Genomic DNA, 13,364 nt, shown 5'->3' with positions numbered 1-13,364 from the left:
GCCGCGCGGCGGCGGCGCATCTAGCGTCAAAGTCGTCAGGCGCCAGTGTCTTGCAGATAACGCTCGGCAAGCCGTGCCCACATCGCCGCTCCTGTCGTGAGGCTGCCATCGGCAAAGTCGTATTTCGGGCTGTGGAGGATCGCCGAATCCACGCCATTGCCGAGCCGTAGGAAACTGCCGGGCTTGTGCTCGAGGAAATAGGCGAAATCCTCACTGCCCGGGATGAGATGGCAGGTGGAGACCCTGTCCGACCCGACGAGCTCCTCCGCGACGGTGCGGGCAAAGGCGGTCTCGGCTTCCGAATTGACGACCACTGGATAGCCGCGCTCGTAATTTATCTCGATCGTCGCCCCGAAACCTTCGGCAACCGATTGAGCGAGCCTGGTGATCCGCTCCTGCAGGAGGTCGCGAACCTTTGGCTCGAAGGAGCGGACGCTGAGCGCCATCCGGGCATATTCCGGAATGACGTTGACGGCTTCGCCGGCGTGTATGGTGCCGACCGTCACGACGGCGGTCTGCGTTGGGTCGACATTGCGCGAAACGACGGTCTGAAGCGCGACCACGAGGTTGCAGGCAACCACGACCGGATCGATCGTCAGATGGGGACGCGAGGCATGGCCGCCCTTGCCCTTGATGGTAATGTTGACGGTATCGGAGGAAGCCATCACCGGGCCGGAGCGCAGGAGCAGTGTGCCTTCGGGAGCGCCCGGATGGTTATGCAGGCCGAAGATGGCATCGAAGGGAAAACGCTCGAAAAGGCCGTCGGCGATCATTTTCTGAGCACCGCTCGGCTTGCCCGCCTCTTCGGCAGGCTGGAAGATCAATGTCACCGTGCCGTTGAAGCGGCGTGTGCGCGACAGATATTCGGCCGTGCCGAGAAGCACCGTCGTATGTCCATCGTGGCCGCAGGCGTGCATCTTGCCCGGAGCCTTGCTGGCATAGGCAAGCCCCGTTTCTTCCAGGATCGGTAGCGCGTCCATGTCGGCGCGAATGGCGATCCCCTTGCTTCCTGTGCCGGCGCTAAGGCGCGCGACCACGCCATGGCCACCGACATTGCGTGTGACGTCCCAGCCCCAGCCTTCGAGCTTCTCGGCGACGAAAAGCGCCGTTTCGGCTTCCTCGAAGGAAAGCTCGGGATGGGCGTGCAGATACTGCCGGGTCGCCTTCAGCTCGGCTTCCATGGCATCAAAATCGGAGACGCGGGCGTAGAGATTGTCTTGCGAGGGCATTGGAGATCCAGACGTTTCGAAATCAAAAAAGACCCCGGCCTTTGGAGCCGGGGCAAGGTGGGGAGTTTATAGGAAGCGCGACAGGAAGGCCTGGGTGCGCGGATGCTGCGGATTGCCGATCACATCCTCAGGCTTGCCCATTTCGACGATCTTGCCGCCATCCATGAAGACCACCCGGTCGGCGGCTTCGCGGGCAAACCCGATTTCGTGGGTGACGACGATCATGGTCAGGCCCTGCTTGGCAAGATCCCGCATGGTCGAAAGCACTTCGCCAACGAGTTCGGGATCGAGTGCCGAGGTCGGCTCGTCGAACAGCATAAGCTTCGGCTTGATCGCCAGCGCCCGGGCGATCGCCACACGCTGCTGCTGGCCGCCGGAGAGCTGGCGGGGATAGGCGTTTGCCTTTTCCGACAGGCCGACGCGCTGCAGAAGCTGCCTGGCATTTTCGATCGCATCCTTGCGACTTATCCCGTGGACGCCGACGGGCGCCTCGATGATGTTCTGCAGCACCGTCATATGCGGGTAGAGATTGAACTGCTGGAACACCATGCCGATCTTGCGGCGCTGGCGGGCAATGCCGTTTGGAGAAAGTTTTTCCAGCCGGTCGTTGCGGACCCGGTAGCCGATCTGTTCGCCATCCACCTCGATATAGCCCTTCTGGATGGCTTCGAGATGGTTGATGCAGCGCAGGAAGGTCGACTTGCCCGAACCGGAAGGCCCGAGGATGACCACTACCTCGCCTGGCATGACGTCGAGGTCGATGCCCTTCAGCACCTCGAGCTGGTCGAAGGCCTTATGGACGTCCCGGGCCTGGACGAGAGGCTTTGCGTTCTCGCCCTTTGTATTCACGGCTGCGATCAATGGCTTGCCTCCTCTGTGGCGGCGGCAGGCTTGGTAGCACCGCCGTTGCGGCGGTCGCTACGCCCGTAATAGGCTTCGATATAGCTCTGGCCGACATTGAGGATCGACGTGATGAGCAGATACCAGATGACGGCAACCATCAGCATCGGGATGATCTCGAAGGTGCGGTTATAGATCGACTGCACCGAATAGAGCAGGTCGGCCATGGCGATGACGCTGACGAGCGAGGTGGCCTTGATCATGCTGATCAGCTGGTTGCCGGTCGGCGGCACGATGGAGCGCATGGCCTGGGGAATGATGATCCGCCGCAGTGCACGCGCCTTGGTCATGCCGAAGGCTTCCGCCGTTTCGGATTGGCCGCGATCGACGGAAAGCAGGCCGCCGCGGATGATCTCTGCCATGTAGGCCGCTTCGTTGAGCGCAAGTCCGACGATCGCCGCCGTCATTGGCGTGATTACCGAATTGGTATCCCAGCTTGCCAGTGTCGGGCCGAAGGGAATGGCGATCGACAGCTGCGGGAACAGGGTCGACATGTTGTACCAGAAGATCAGCTGGACCAGCAGCGGCGTGCCGCGGAAGAACCAGATGAACAGTGAGGCGAACGAACTGGCCAGCCGGTCGTTCGACATGCGGGCGATGGCGATCAGCAGGCCAAGGATGACGCCGAGCACCATGGCAACGACGGTCAGGCCGAGGCTGACGTAAAGGCCCTGGATGACGGTCGGGTCGAAGAAATACTGGGCGACGACCGGCCAGCCGAAATTCTCGTTGTTGGAGACGATCCAGCCGAAATCGACGACGATGATCGCGACGATCAGCCAGAGGGCGAGACGACCGAAGCGGAATGGCGCATGGGCCGTCGCCACATCGCGGAAGTCCGCAGCGCCAGGAGGCGCTGCGCGTGTTACGGTCGGCTGGCTCATTTCGGCAACTGGCCCCCGAGATTGATGCCCGGCTCCTTGAGCATGTTGTTCTCAAGGCCCCACTTCTTCATGATCGCGGCATAGGTGCCGTTGTCCATCAGAACCTTGATGGCGTCCTGAAGGACCGGACCGAGCGGCGAACCTTTTGGGACGACGGCGCCCTGATAGAGGTCGTCGAAGCCGTTCTTCTGGCCGACGCCGGTCAGTTCCAGCTGGCCATTGGCCTGCGATACGAAATAGGTGAGCGGCGCCTGGGAGGAGAAGAAGGCGTCGGCGCGCCTCGAGCGGACCGCCAGAATGGAGCTCGGCTGATCCGTATAGGATTGAACCTCGATGGGATCCTTGCCGTCGGCCTTGCATTTTTCTGCCTGCACCTGGATCACCCGCTCGGCCGAGCCGCCGGCCATGACGGCGATGCGGTTGCCGCAAGCGGTATCCAGCGATGTTATGCCCTTGGGATTGCCCTTCTGCACCGCGAAGACGACGAATTCCTGAACCCAATCCACGAAATCATTGGCTTCTTCACGGCTCTTGAAGTCGCCAACCGGCCCGAAGGCGAACTGGTAGCGGCCGGAATTGACGCCGGCCAGCAGTGCCGGAAGGCCGCCGACGGTCGCATGCTCGATCTTGACGCCGAGCACCTGCCCGAGCGCGTCGGTAAGATCGGCGCTGGCGCCGGTCATCTCGGTGCCGGTGACGATCTCATAGGGAGGAAAGGAGCCGTTGTTGACCGAGATCATCTTGCCTTCGGTGCGGACATTTTCGGGTAGGCGCGCGCGCAATTCCTCGTTGACCGAGAGCTTCGGGATGGCCGCATCCTGTGCAAGCGCGGGGCTTGCGAGCAAGAGGCCGATGAAGGCGGCGGAAACGATCGATTTCGATGGCATTGGTATTCCCCTTTTTGGTTCTGCCAGCTGGTTCATTCAATGGCGAAGGATAGAGGTGTCACCCGGCTTCCGCGTGCCAGGGAAAGAGTTCGGCGGGCGTCAACCGTCTCGGAAGGATCTTCTGCTCGAAAAGCTCGGTGGCGAAGTCGCCGATCATCTTCTCGTTTGCCTCCAACCCGCTGATATTCCAGGATGGGGGCAGATCGGAGGCACAACGACGTAGCTCGTCGATCATCCAGGGCGTGGTGTCCGCGTATTTCTCGCGCTTCTCCAGCCAGACGCGCTGTGACTCATCGATGAGCGCGCTGAGCTCGTCCATGATCCACGGATGCTCCGACACGATCTCGGCCTTGAAGCCGATCAGGTGCATGCCCGGCACATAGCCGACCTCGTTGAAATAGGTAACTTCGGCCGCGCGGAAATCGTCGAGCACTTGGCGAAACGGAGAATCCTGATCGAAAAAGCCCTTTGGCATGAACGGGGTGAAGACGGCATCCAGTCCCCCGTCCAGCAGCAGGTCGGCCATCGGGCGCTCGCCGGGCGCGGCCTCGATGCGGCCCGGCCGACCGAAACCGTCAAGACGATCGGTGACGGGATGCGCTTCCGTCAGGCGTCCCGCATACCACATGGCATCTTCTACGCCGACCCCTTCGCGGCGCACCGCCGCACGGGTCCAGGTATTTCCGGAATCGCGCCAGCCGGTGACGCCGATCTTCTTCCCGGCAAGGTCCGAAAGCTTGCGGATCGGGCTTTCCTTGGTGGTGATGATGCAGCGATGGCGGAAGCCGCGCATGACGAAGTTCGGCATGCCGACAACGCTTTCATCACCATCGTGGCGCAGCTGGGAATAGCGGCTGAAGGACATTTCCGCCGCGTCATGCGCTTCGTCCTTGGCGATATTGGAGACGAGTGTCCCGACGCGATCGACCTCTATGTCGAGCCGGGGCGAGGAGACGTCTCCGAGAACCAGCGGGGTCATATAATCCCAATCACGGAGGGCCAGGCGAAGCTTCACAGTCATGCGGAAAATACTCACAAAAATCTTTGACGGGCCGGAAGCTAAATGTTCAAAAATTGAAGCACAAATGTTATTACGTTATTGAACATTTAACATGCTAGAAAATGAGCGACACCATCGAAGCCTCCTGGTTTGCCGAAAAAATAGCCGATCGTACCATTCGCGGAATCGCGTTGGGAACAAGGGCGCTCATTCGCGCCGGAGCCCTGCCGATCGGCACTCGGCTGCCGCCCATTCGGGATATCGCCTATGAAATGCGGGTCAGCCCGGCGACCATTTCTGAAGCCTGGAGCGAACTCAGGCGCCAGAAAATCATCACCGGCCGCGGCCGGAACGGCACCTGGGTCAGTGGCGACCGTTTCGTCGCCAAGCCGGAACGGCTTGCAAGTTCGGGCAATTATGGGCCCGGAGCGCTTGATCTTACCAAGGCCGTGCCCGACGCCACGCTTCTGCCGGGGCTTGCTGAGGCGATGGCCTACGGCGCTTCCGTCCAGAACCTCAACAGTTATGAGCGTAGCCGCATCGTAAAGGAGCTGGAGGAGGTCGTCTCGCCGCGATGGCCCTATTCGGCAGAAGCGTTTCTCGCCACCAACGGCGGTTACAATGCCGTCTATACGGCCCTGCATGCCCTGGTTTCACCAGGCGCCCCCGTTGCCATCGAGCATCCGACGGCAATGCGGCTTCTTGATATTCTCGAAGATCTCGGCGCGAGGATCATACCGGTGGCCTGCGATGAAGAGGGGCCTTTGCCCTCCTCGCTAAGCGGTGCGCTGCAGCAGCGCCCGACCGTGTTTCTCTTTCAGCCACGACTTCATTCCGTCACAGGCACCACGGTCAGCCCCCGCCGTCTCGATCTGCTTGGAGATATTCTGGCGGGAAGCGACGCATTGATCATCGAGGATGACGGCACAGGTGACATTTCCGCCATGCCGCCCATCTCGTTGGGAAGCCGATTCCCGGAGCGCACCGTCCACATCGTTTCCTACTCCAAGACGCTCGGTCCGGACCTTCGCCTTGCCGTGCTTTCCAGTTCGCCCGCCATCGTCGATCAGATACAATCCTATCGCAGTTTCAGCGCCGGCTGGACCAGCCGTATCCTGCAGGCGGCCGGCGCGTGGCTGCTGCGCGATCCGTCAACGCAGCAGGTGATCGCCGAGGCCCGTGATATCTATCAGAAGCGACGTGACGGCCTTGCGCAGGCGCTCGCGCACAAGGGTATCCATATACCGCCCGGCAGCGGGCTCTGCCTGTGGGTTCCGGTTGCGTCGGAACAATATGCCATGGTGACGCTTGCCGCGCGCAATATCGCGGTCAACCCGGGCAGTAAGTTCTCCATCATGCAGAGCAACCATATACGCGTGGCGACCGCCACGCTTTCAAGCCGCTGCGAGGAGGTGGCCGATGCAATCGCCCTTGCCAATACTCTTTAGGTGAGCTCTCGGCAAAGTGTCGTCACGCCGTTCCGTCGACCAGAATGAACCTCTGGCCGCGTGAGCAGGTCTCGATCCGGGCCGAAACCCTGTAGACCTCACGCAGCATTTCCGGGGTGATGACGGTCGCGGTGGAGCCGCTCATGGCCATCTCGCCATCCGCGATCACGATTGTGTTCTCGCAGTAGCGCAGGACATGGTTGAGGTCGTGCAGCGCGATGAGGACGATCATGCCGCTTTCCCGGGCAAGCCGGGAGATGAAGTCCAAAACCTCCACCTGGCGGTGCAGATCGAGCGCGGAGGTCGGCTCATCCATCAGCAGGATTTCTGGTTTCCGCACCAGTGCCTGCGCGAGCGAGACAAGCTGCCGCTGGCCGCCCGAAAGCTCGCCGAGCCCGCGGAATGCGAGGTTCTCGATCCGCAAGGCCTTCAATATGGAATCGATCTCGAAAAGCTCGTCGTCATGGACGCGCCAACCGCTGCCCTGTTTGGAAGCCAGCAGGATGGATTCATAGACCGTCAGCACGGCGTTGGCGCCGGTATCTTGCGGCATATAGCATATGGTGCGGTCGCCGCCTGCGGCATTCGAGAGCTGTACCAGTCCGGGGCCGGAAATGAGGCCGGCGATCCGTTTGAACAGCGTGGACTTGCCGGCCGCATTGGGGCCGATGATGGCGGTTAGGCTACCGCTCTGCAGCATGTCGATGCTGACGTTCGAAAGGACGGTGGTGCGCCCGTAGGATGCGCCGACTTGCCTAAGCGCGAGGGTTACCATGCGCGCCTCCTGTTGCTGAAGATGAGCACGAAGAAGAAGGGCACGCCGACAAGCGCGGTTATCACCCCGATGGGCAGGACGGCGCCGGGAATGAGCATCTTGCTGACCACGGACGTGACGGAAAGGAGAAGGGCGCCACAGATCACCGAGCCCGGCAGGAAGAAGCGTTGGTCTTCGCCCACGACCATGCGTGCGATATGCGGCCCCACGAGCCCGACAAAGCCGATCGTTCCGACGAACGAGACCGGAATGGCCGCCAGCAAGCTGACGGTCAACATGGTCTGCAGCCGAAGGCGTCGCACGTTGACACCCATACTGGCCGCCTTGTCGTCTCCCAGGCGCAGCGCCGTCAGTGCCCAGGCGTTTTTCATGAACAGCGGAACCGTGAGGAGGAGGATGGCTCCGGTGATGTAGACTTTCGGCCAGGTCGCCTTGGTCAGGCTTCCCATGGTCCAGAACACCACGGCGGCAAGCGCCTGTTCCGAGGCCAGATATTCGAGGAGTGAGAGCGCCGCGTTGAAGGTGAAGACCAGAGCGATGCCGAGCAGGACGATGGTTTCGACTGTGACGCCGCGCATCGTCGAGGCGAAATGAATGAAGAGCGCCGCGACCATCGCCATGAGGAAGGCATTCAGCGGGACCATATATTGCACGGCGCCGGGGAAGAGCGCCACTCCGCCGACCAGCGCCAAGGCCGCGCCGAAACTGGCGGCCGCCGAGATGCCGAGCGTGAACGGGCTTGCCAGCGGATTGGACAGGATGGTCTGCATCTGCGCGCCGGCGACCGACAGGGACGCGCCGACCGTGACTGCCATCAATGCAATCGGCATGCGGATATCCCAGATGACGACGCGAAGCTGGTTACCCGCCGCTGCGGGATCGAAGAGTGCGGAAAGCACCTGCGACAAGGGGTAGTTCGCGGGACCGAGCGCCATATCGACGGCGATGCTGACACAGAGCGCGACAAGGAGGCCGACGAGGATCAGGATTCTTCTTGCCGCAAGGGCGCGATACCGATCGCGACCGGCCGTCTCGAAGACTGCTTCCGTTGTCGAAGCCATCAGTTCAATCCCTTATCGAGAGAAACGAAGTAACCCGGCTTGTAAGTGACGGGAAGGAATTTCTCGTGAAATTCCTGGAATGTCTGCTGGGGATCCATATCGGCAAAAAGATCGGGATGGAACCACTTGGCGAATTGCTGGATCGGATAAAATTCGTATGGCGCGCCATAGAATTGATGCCAGACTGCATGAACCTGACCGGTCTTCACAGCCTGCAGTTCAGGAAAGGGCATGCGCGTCATCAGCTTTGCCAGCCGCTCTCGAGCAAGCGCCAAATCGGCGCCTCTCCCAACGGGAACGAACTGGTTGATGTCGGACTCCGCCGCCCAGTTGGAGCCGGTAACGATCACCTGATCGGGATCGGAGACGACCAGTTGCTCGGGGTTCAGATCACCGAAGGTGGTCTTGATGACATCGGCAGCAATGTTGTGGCCGCCGGCCTGCTCGACCATTGCACCGAAATTGACCGGACCGAAGGTGCGGCAGCAATTGTTCTCGCCCGAAATGCCTGGGGCACGTTCGATGAAGACCCTGGGCCGCTTCAGGTCCTTGATCGCGGCGAGCCGATCAGTGACCCGCGCAATCTCGGCACGGCGGTAGGCAATGAATTCCCTTGCGCGCTCCTCCGCGCCGAAAAGGCGGCCTAGAATTTCGATGGAGGTCTCGCTGTTCCTCTCCGGATCAAGACGGAAATCGAGGTAGACGACTTTGATCCCCGCTGCCGCCGCCTTTTCCTCGAAACCGCTTTCCTCTGCAGCTTTCTGCGCCTCGAGATTGAGCGTGATGACATCCGGCGAAAGCGCGATAGCCGCCTCCAAGCTGAAATCGCCTTGGGGTACATAGCCGAAACGCGGCAGGTTCTCGATCTCCGGAAAGCGTTCGAGATAGGCTGCGTAGCTGTCCGGGTCCTTCTTGATCAGGTCGTCGCGCCAGCCCACCACCGTCTCGAAGGTCTTGTCTCCCTTGAGGGCGGCAATGACATGGATCTGACGCGCTTCGCCGACGATAACGCCCTTGGCCGGCAGGTCGATTTCGACTTTTCGGCCGGCGACGTCGGTGATCTCCGCCGCCATGACAGGTCCCGCGGCGAGCGAGAGCAGGAGGACGGCAATGCGATGGAACGCGACAAACCGCATGAAGGGGCCTTTCAAAAGATAATCCGGCAGGTCCGGAAGTGGTGATCCTGGGCCTGTTCACGGGAAATTCCGGCCGGCGGATATGACGCCGGCCGGATGCTCTTAATGATCCGCCTTTAGCGAGACGAAGTAGCCGGATTTGTATTCAAGCGGCAGGAAACGGGCGTGCAGTTCCTTGAAGGTCGCTTCGGGATCGAGATCCTTGAACAGATCCGGATGCAGCCACTTGGCGATCTCCTGGATGGCGACGAACTGATACGGATTGTTGTAGAATTGATGCCAGATCGCGTGGACGTTACCCTCGTTCACGGCCTTGACGCCGGTGAATGCGGGACGTTTTGTGAGGTTTTCCAGTTTGCGGCGCGCTTCGCCGATATCCGCGCCGTAACCGACGCCGACCCAATCGCCGCCCGGTACATAGGCCTCCCACTTTCCGCCCGTGACGATGATCTGGTCGGGATTGGCCGCGATGACCTGTTCCGGATTGACCGTGCCGAAAGTGCCCGGAATGATATCCTTGGCCATGTTGATGCCGCCGGCGATCTCGACCATCTTGCCGAAATTCTCGTCGCCGAAGGACATGCAGCAATCTTCGGAATAGCCGCCGGCGCGCTCGACGAAGACGACGGGCCTTTCCGGATTATTCTTCTCAAGGACATCGGTCACGCGGTTGATGCTGTCGGCGCGGAACTTGATGAATTCCTCGGCAATCTCTTCGCGGGCCAACAACTTGCCCATGATGCGCATGCTCGGCTCGGTGTTTTCCATCGGCTTCTCGCGGAAATCGACATAAACGAGCGGAATGCCTACCTTGCCGAGTTTCTCGATGTAACCGGCTTCTTCGGTCGCTGTTTTCGCGTCGATGTTCATCAGGATGACATCGGGCTTCAGCGCCACGGCCTGCTCGATATCGAAAGTGCCGTCCTTCATTCCGCCGAAAGTCGGCAGCTTGGCGATTTCGGGATATTTCGCGAGATAGGCCTCGTAGGTTTCCGGGTCGGCCTTGGGCAGGTCGTCGCGCCAGCCGACCACGTGCTCGAACGGAGCTTCCTTGTCGAGCGCGGCCAGGAAGTAGATCTGCCGACCTTCGCCCAAAATGATGTTCTTGACCGGGACGTTGACCTCCACGTCACGACCTGTCACGTCCTTCAATGTGATCTTGTCGGCCAGAGCCGGCCATACGGCGGACAGAAGGAGACCTGTAGCAAGGAAGGCGGCTTTGCCTGTGATGCGCATCGAAATCGCTCCGTGGAAATTCCGCGGGCTCTATTATTTTATGATTGCACTGGTCAAGTTTTATCTTTTAGAGCAATTCGAAACTAAACCTGCCACGACTTCGTAAGGACGAGAAACATGGACATGCCCGGCCGGAATTATGATCTTCGCGATGAGATCAAAGCCTATTGGTCGGCGCGCGCGGCGACATTCGATCTGTCGCCGGGGCATGAGATTTTTTCCGAGGAGGAGCGGCAGGCCTGGCATGCGCTGGTGCTGAAACATCTGGGTGCGGGCGAAGGGCGCAAGGCACTCGATCTCGCCAGCGGGACGGGGGTCGTGTCGCACCTGATGGACGAGCTTGGCTACAAGGTTACGGGCCTGGACTGGTCGGAAGCGATGCTGGAACGCGCCGGCGGCAAGGCCAGGACACGCGGCCGGGATATTCGCTTTCGAATGGGGGACGCGGAAAACACCATGGAGCCCGACGCGACCTACGATGCCGTCGTCACCCGGCATCTTGTTTGGACATTGGTGGATCCCGCTGCCTGTTTTCGCGAATGGCTGCGGGTCCTGAAACCGGGTGGACGGCTGCTGATCATCGATGGCGATTTCGTCAATGCTGGTCCCGGCGAAAGGTTCGTGAAACGGATGGCCTCTCTTTTGGAGAGGATGGGGATCGTCAAGCCGGATGCTCAGCACGCGCCACAGGAACTGGCGGAGAGCCACAGAAGCATACTTTCCCGCGTATATTTTTCCGATGGCGCGCGCGCCGAGGCCGTGGCGGCGCTTCTGAATGCGGCCGGATTCGAGCCGGTCGCGATCGACACCGATCTCAAGCACATTCACAAGACGCAGGCCAGGAACTGGTCCTATTTCAAGGCGCTTGCCCGGGGAATGCAGCACCGATACGCTATCTGCGCCACAAAGCCCAAGCTTGACTAGCGATCGAGATCGAAAGCCGGAATCCTTGAGCCTTTTGCGCGGAAAAGGCTTTCCAGTTCGGCCATATCCGGGCGGGCAGGGGGAGCGTGCAACACCTGGGAGACAGCTTCGCCGTTCGGTAGTACCATTGCTGCGGTGAAAAGCATTGTCGTCCCGGGGCCGATCTCACCGCGCAATTGCGGCAGCAATGTCTTTGCGTGGATGAGGTTGGTATTGGCGATGGGACTTATCGCGCAGCCCATCCGCCTGGTGCTCGGTGCAAGATCGAGGATTGCACTTACATCGGCCTGTCCATGCCACACGGCTCGACCTTCGCCCTGTTCCGGCCGGTCGAGATTGAAATCGGCCCGCTCTATCGGAAATCCGCCTTCCGCGGTTTCGAGCTTACGGGGGGTGACCACGCGATGGATCCGGATATGCCAGGGGTTTGCCGGCACGAGCCAGGTCTCGACAACCACGTCGTCCCACGGGCGCCAGCGGGAGTAGAGCCTGTCCTCGGCGATCAGGGCCTCTTCCAGCGTCTCCCGCATGCGGAAGTGAACGCCGTTGTCGGATAGTCCCAGCATGCCATCGAAACCTGCCGCGGCGAAGTTCCGGTCGTCCGCCTCGATGTTGAATGCGTAGCGGGTGGAATAGACAAATTTGGAATATTTCTCGTTTGCGCCACGCATCTTATCGTGCTGCTGCCCGCAGGACAGGATGATGACGTTTCCGGGCGTGTGCATGGCGACCATGCCGGGTTGCTTGAGCGCGACAGGCTGCGAAAACTGCGGCTGCGGCGCTTCCTCAGCCGTCCAGAACGGATGGTTCTCGGCAAGGGCGAGCGGAAGGAAGAACTTGAGCGCCCAATAGGGCGAGCCCGGGGAATTATAGCTCTCGCTCATCAGGAGGTTCGGATAGCCGTAGCCGATCGAGAGCACCCCGTCGCGGTCGGCAATCGGCATTTGCGCCCACCATCGGATATGGCGCATGTAATAGCCCTTGATTTCGGACCATGGCAGCGCCTCGACATCGGCAAAGGCCAGTGCTCCCCAGAAGCCGCCGGCCGCAAAGCGGTAGGTCTGGCTCCGCCCGAAGGCAAGGGCCGCGCCATCCGGCCCGAACCAGTGACGGATATCCTTTGCGAAGATCCGGGCACGATCCCGGAAACGGTTTCTGCGGGCCTCGTCTCGCGAGGCCAGCACCGCATAGATCAGGCCGTAAAAATGCATGGCGAAGGGAATGTAGTGATCGACCCGCCGAACCGGGCCGTCGCGAAACCACCCCTCGCCGAGGTCGAAAGTCTCCAGTTCGTCAAGATAGGCCGTGGTCTTGCGGTGATCGAATTCGATGCTGACCCGTTCCAGCCCGAGATCGATCAACACGCGGAAGAATTTCCAATTGTTGTCGACGAATTCTTTTTCTCGGGCCGCCAAGAGATAGGCGGCGACCATCTTCTTCTGACCGTCGGTTAACGGGTCCCAGATATGTTCAGGCACCATGGCCAGCGCAAAGCCGATGGCCGCCAGCTCCACCAGGCGCTGATTGCGGTCGGCGAGATCGCCCCAGTATTCGGGATGTGCGGCATCCGTCCCGTTTGCCAGCCCGCGTCGATAGATATCCCAATGCGGAAAATCGCCCCCGCCTGCGACCAGCGGGACAATCCCCCAGAGTGGGCGGGCAAATCCCTCCAGATCCGCCGCGGCCCGGTCGAAAATCGCGCCGGTTGCGCCCAGGCGTACCCTGGCGCCGCCCTCGGAGAAATAGGGCAAAAGCGGCCCGAAGAGGTCGATGACGGCCTTCGAAAGATCTTCTCGTGTCCTTAGGGGATTGCCGAAGAGAGGATTGGCTTGGGCAGGATCGTATATCATCATCGAAACTCAAATGTTGCGAAACAGGATCGGG

At 60.7% G+C, this 13,364-nt stretch carries 12 protein-coding genes; 2 read left to right on the top strand and 10 right to left on the bottom strand.

Annotated features, from left to right (window positions below; genetic code table 11):
• Positions 1-35: 35 nt before the first annotated feature.
• From ACE04I_RS18905 to ACE04I_RS18885, 5 genes are all read right to left on the bottom strand, one after another.
• Positions 36-1,229 carry a M20 aminoacylase family protein gene (locus ACE04I_RS18905; RefSeq protein WP_487207478.1) on the bottom strand — a complete coding sequence of 398 codons (1,194 nt, stop codon included), beginning with the start codon at positions 1,227-1,229 and terminating at the stop codon, positions 36-38.
• 66 nt (positions 1,230-1,295) lie between these two features.
• The gene (locus ACE04I_RS18900; RefSeq protein ID WP_245282066.1) at positions 1,296-2,087 is read right to left on the bottom strand and encodes an amino acid ABC transporter ATP-binding protein; all 792 of its coding nucleotides are present in this window, start codon (positions 2,085-2,087) and stop codon (positions 1,296-1,298) included.
• Positions 2,087-3,013 (bottom strand): amino acid ABC transporter permease, encoded by a 927-nt coding sequence (locus tag ACE04I_RS18895; protein WP_046793521.1) that lies wholly within the window; start codon positions 3,011-3,013, stop codon positions 2,087-2,089. The genes ACE04I_RS18900 and ACE04I_RS18895 overlap by 1 nt, the downstream gene beginning before the upstream one ends.
• Positions 3,010-3,900, bottom strand: coding sequence for an ABC transporter substrate-binding protein (locus ACE04I_RS18890; RefSeq protein WP_046793520.1), 891 nt, complete (start codon positions 3,898-3,900; stop codon positions 3,010-3,012). Before ACE04I_RS18890 ends, ACE04I_RS18895 begins: the two co-directional genes overlap by 4 nt.
• Before the next feature lie 58 nt (positions 3,901-3,958).
• Positions 3,959-4,921: a substrate-binding domain-containing protein gene (locus ACE04I_RS18885; RefSeq protein WP_487207477.1), complete on the bottom strand. Its 963-nt coding sequence runs from the start codon at positions 4,919-4,921 to the stop codon at positions 3,959-3,961.
• A gap of 101 nt (positions 4,922-5,022) precedes the next feature.
• On the opposite strand from ACE04I_RS18885, the gene ACE04I_RS18880 reads away from it, so the two are divergent.
• Positions 5,023-6,348 (top strand): aminotransferase-like domain-containing protein, encoded by a 1,326-nt coding sequence (locus tag ACE04I_RS18880; protein WP_487207476.1) that lies wholly within the window; start codon positions 5,023-5,025, stop codon positions 6,346-6,348.
• A gap of 22 nt (positions 6,349-6,370) precedes the next feature.
• On the opposite strand, the gene ACE04I_RS18875 is transcribed toward ACE04I_RS18880, so the two are convergent.
• From ACE04I_RS18875 to ACE04I_RS18860, 4 genes are all read right to left on the bottom strand, one after another.
• Complete coding sequence (locus tag ACE04I_RS18875) at positions 6,371-7,123, bottom strand: ABC transporter ATP-binding protein (RefSeq protein WP_487207475.1); 753 nt, start codon at positions 7,121-7,123, stop codon at positions 6,371-6,373.
• A complete protein-coding gene (locus ACE04I_RS18870; protein ID WP_046793516.1) occupies positions 7,117-8,184 on the bottom strand; it encodes a FecCD family ABC transporter permease in 1,068 nt (355 codons plus the stop codon). The genes ACE04I_RS18875 and ACE04I_RS18870 overlap by 7 nt, the downstream gene beginning before the upstream one ends.
• Positions 8,184-9,320 (bottom strand): ABC transporter substrate-binding protein, encoded by a 1,137-nt coding sequence (locus ACE04I_RS18865; RefSeq protein WP_046793515.1) that lies wholly within the window; start codon positions 9,318-9,320, stop codon positions 8,184-8,186. The genes ACE04I_RS18870 and ACE04I_RS18865 overlap by 1 nt, the downstream gene beginning before the upstream one ends.
• Positions 9,321-9,422: 102 nt before the next feature.
• Positions 9,423-10,556 carry an ABC transporter substrate-binding protein gene (locus ACE04I_RS18860; RefSeq protein ID WP_046793514.1) on the bottom strand — a complete coding sequence of 378 codons (1,134 nt, stop codon included), beginning with the start codon at positions 10,554-10,556 and terminating at the stop codon, positions 9,423-9,425.
• 117 nt (positions 10,557-10,673) lie between these two features.
• Between ACE04I_RS18860 and ACE04I_RS18855 the strand changes: the two genes are divergently transcribed.
• Positions 10,674-11,480, top strand: a complete 807-nt coding sequence (locus ACE04I_RS18855) for a class I SAM-dependent methyltransferase (RefSeq protein WP_046793513.1) — start codon at positions 10,674-10,676, stop codon at positions 11,478-11,480.
• On the opposite strand, the gene ACE04I_RS18850 is transcribed toward ACE04I_RS18855, so the two are convergent.
• The gene (locus ACE04I_RS18850; protein ID WP_487207504.1) at positions 11,477-13,330 is read right to left on the bottom strand and encodes a DUF2264 domain-containing protein; all 1,854 of its coding nucleotides are present in this window, start codon (positions 13,328-13,330) and stop codon (positions 11,477-11,479) included. The two genes, ACE04I_RS18855 and ACE04I_RS18850, sit on opposite strands and share 4 nt — an antisense overlap.
• Between the last annotated feature and the right edge of the window lie 34 nt (positions 13,331-13,364).

This window comes from Rhizobium moroccans, from assembly GCF_057559155.1.
This window is presented reverse-complemented; position numbering and strand designations above follow the sequence as displayed.

Bases quoted from the DNA above. Each gene is read 5' to 3' on its own strand.
- ACE04I_RS18885 (WP_487207477.1), bottom strand. From the start codon at position 4,921: ATGACTGTGAAGCTTCGCCTGGCCCTCCGTGATTGGGATTATATGACC.
- ACE04I_RS18890 (WP_046793520.1), bottom strand. From the start codon at position 3,900: ATGCCATCGAAATCGATCGTTTCCGCCGCCTTCATCGGCCTCTTGCTC.
- ACE04I_RS18855 (WP_046793513.1), top strand. From the start codon at position 10,674: ATGGACATGCCCGGCCGGAATTATGATCTTCGCGATGAGATCAAAGCC.
- ACE04I_RS18870 (WP_046793516.1), bottom strand. From the start codon at position 8,184: ATGGCTTCGACAACGGAAGCAGTCTTCGAGACGGCCGGTCGCGATCGG.
- ACE04I_RS18895 (WP_046793521.1), bottom strand. From the start codon at position 3,013: ATGAGCCAGCCGACCGTAACACGCGCAGCGCCTCCTGGCGCTGCGGAC.
- ACE04I_RS18865 (WP_046793515.1), bottom strand. From the start codon at position 9,320: ATGCGGTTTGTCGCGTTCCATCGCATTGCCGTCCTCCTGCTCTCGCTC.
- ACE04I_RS18850 (WP_487207504.1), bottom strand. From the start codon at position 13,330: ATGATATACGATCCTGCCCAAGCCAATCCTCTCTTCGGCAATCCCCTA.
- ACE04I_RS18875 (WP_487207475.1), bottom strand. From the start codon at position 7,123: ATGGTAACCCTCGCGCTTAGGCAAGTCGGCGCATCCTACGGGCGCACC.
- ACE04I_RS18880 (WP_487207476.1), top strand. From the start codon at position 5,023: ATGAGCGACACCATCGAAGCCTCCTGGTTTGCCGAAAAAATAGCCGAT.
- ACE04I_RS18860 (WP_046793514.1), bottom strand. From the start codon at position 10,556: ATGCGCATCACAGGCAAAGCCGCCTTCCTTGCTACAGGTCTCCTTCTG.
- ACE04I_RS18905 (WP_487207478.1), bottom strand. From the start codon at position 1,229: ATGCCCTCGCAAGACAATCTCTACGCCCGCGTCTCCGATTTTGATGCC.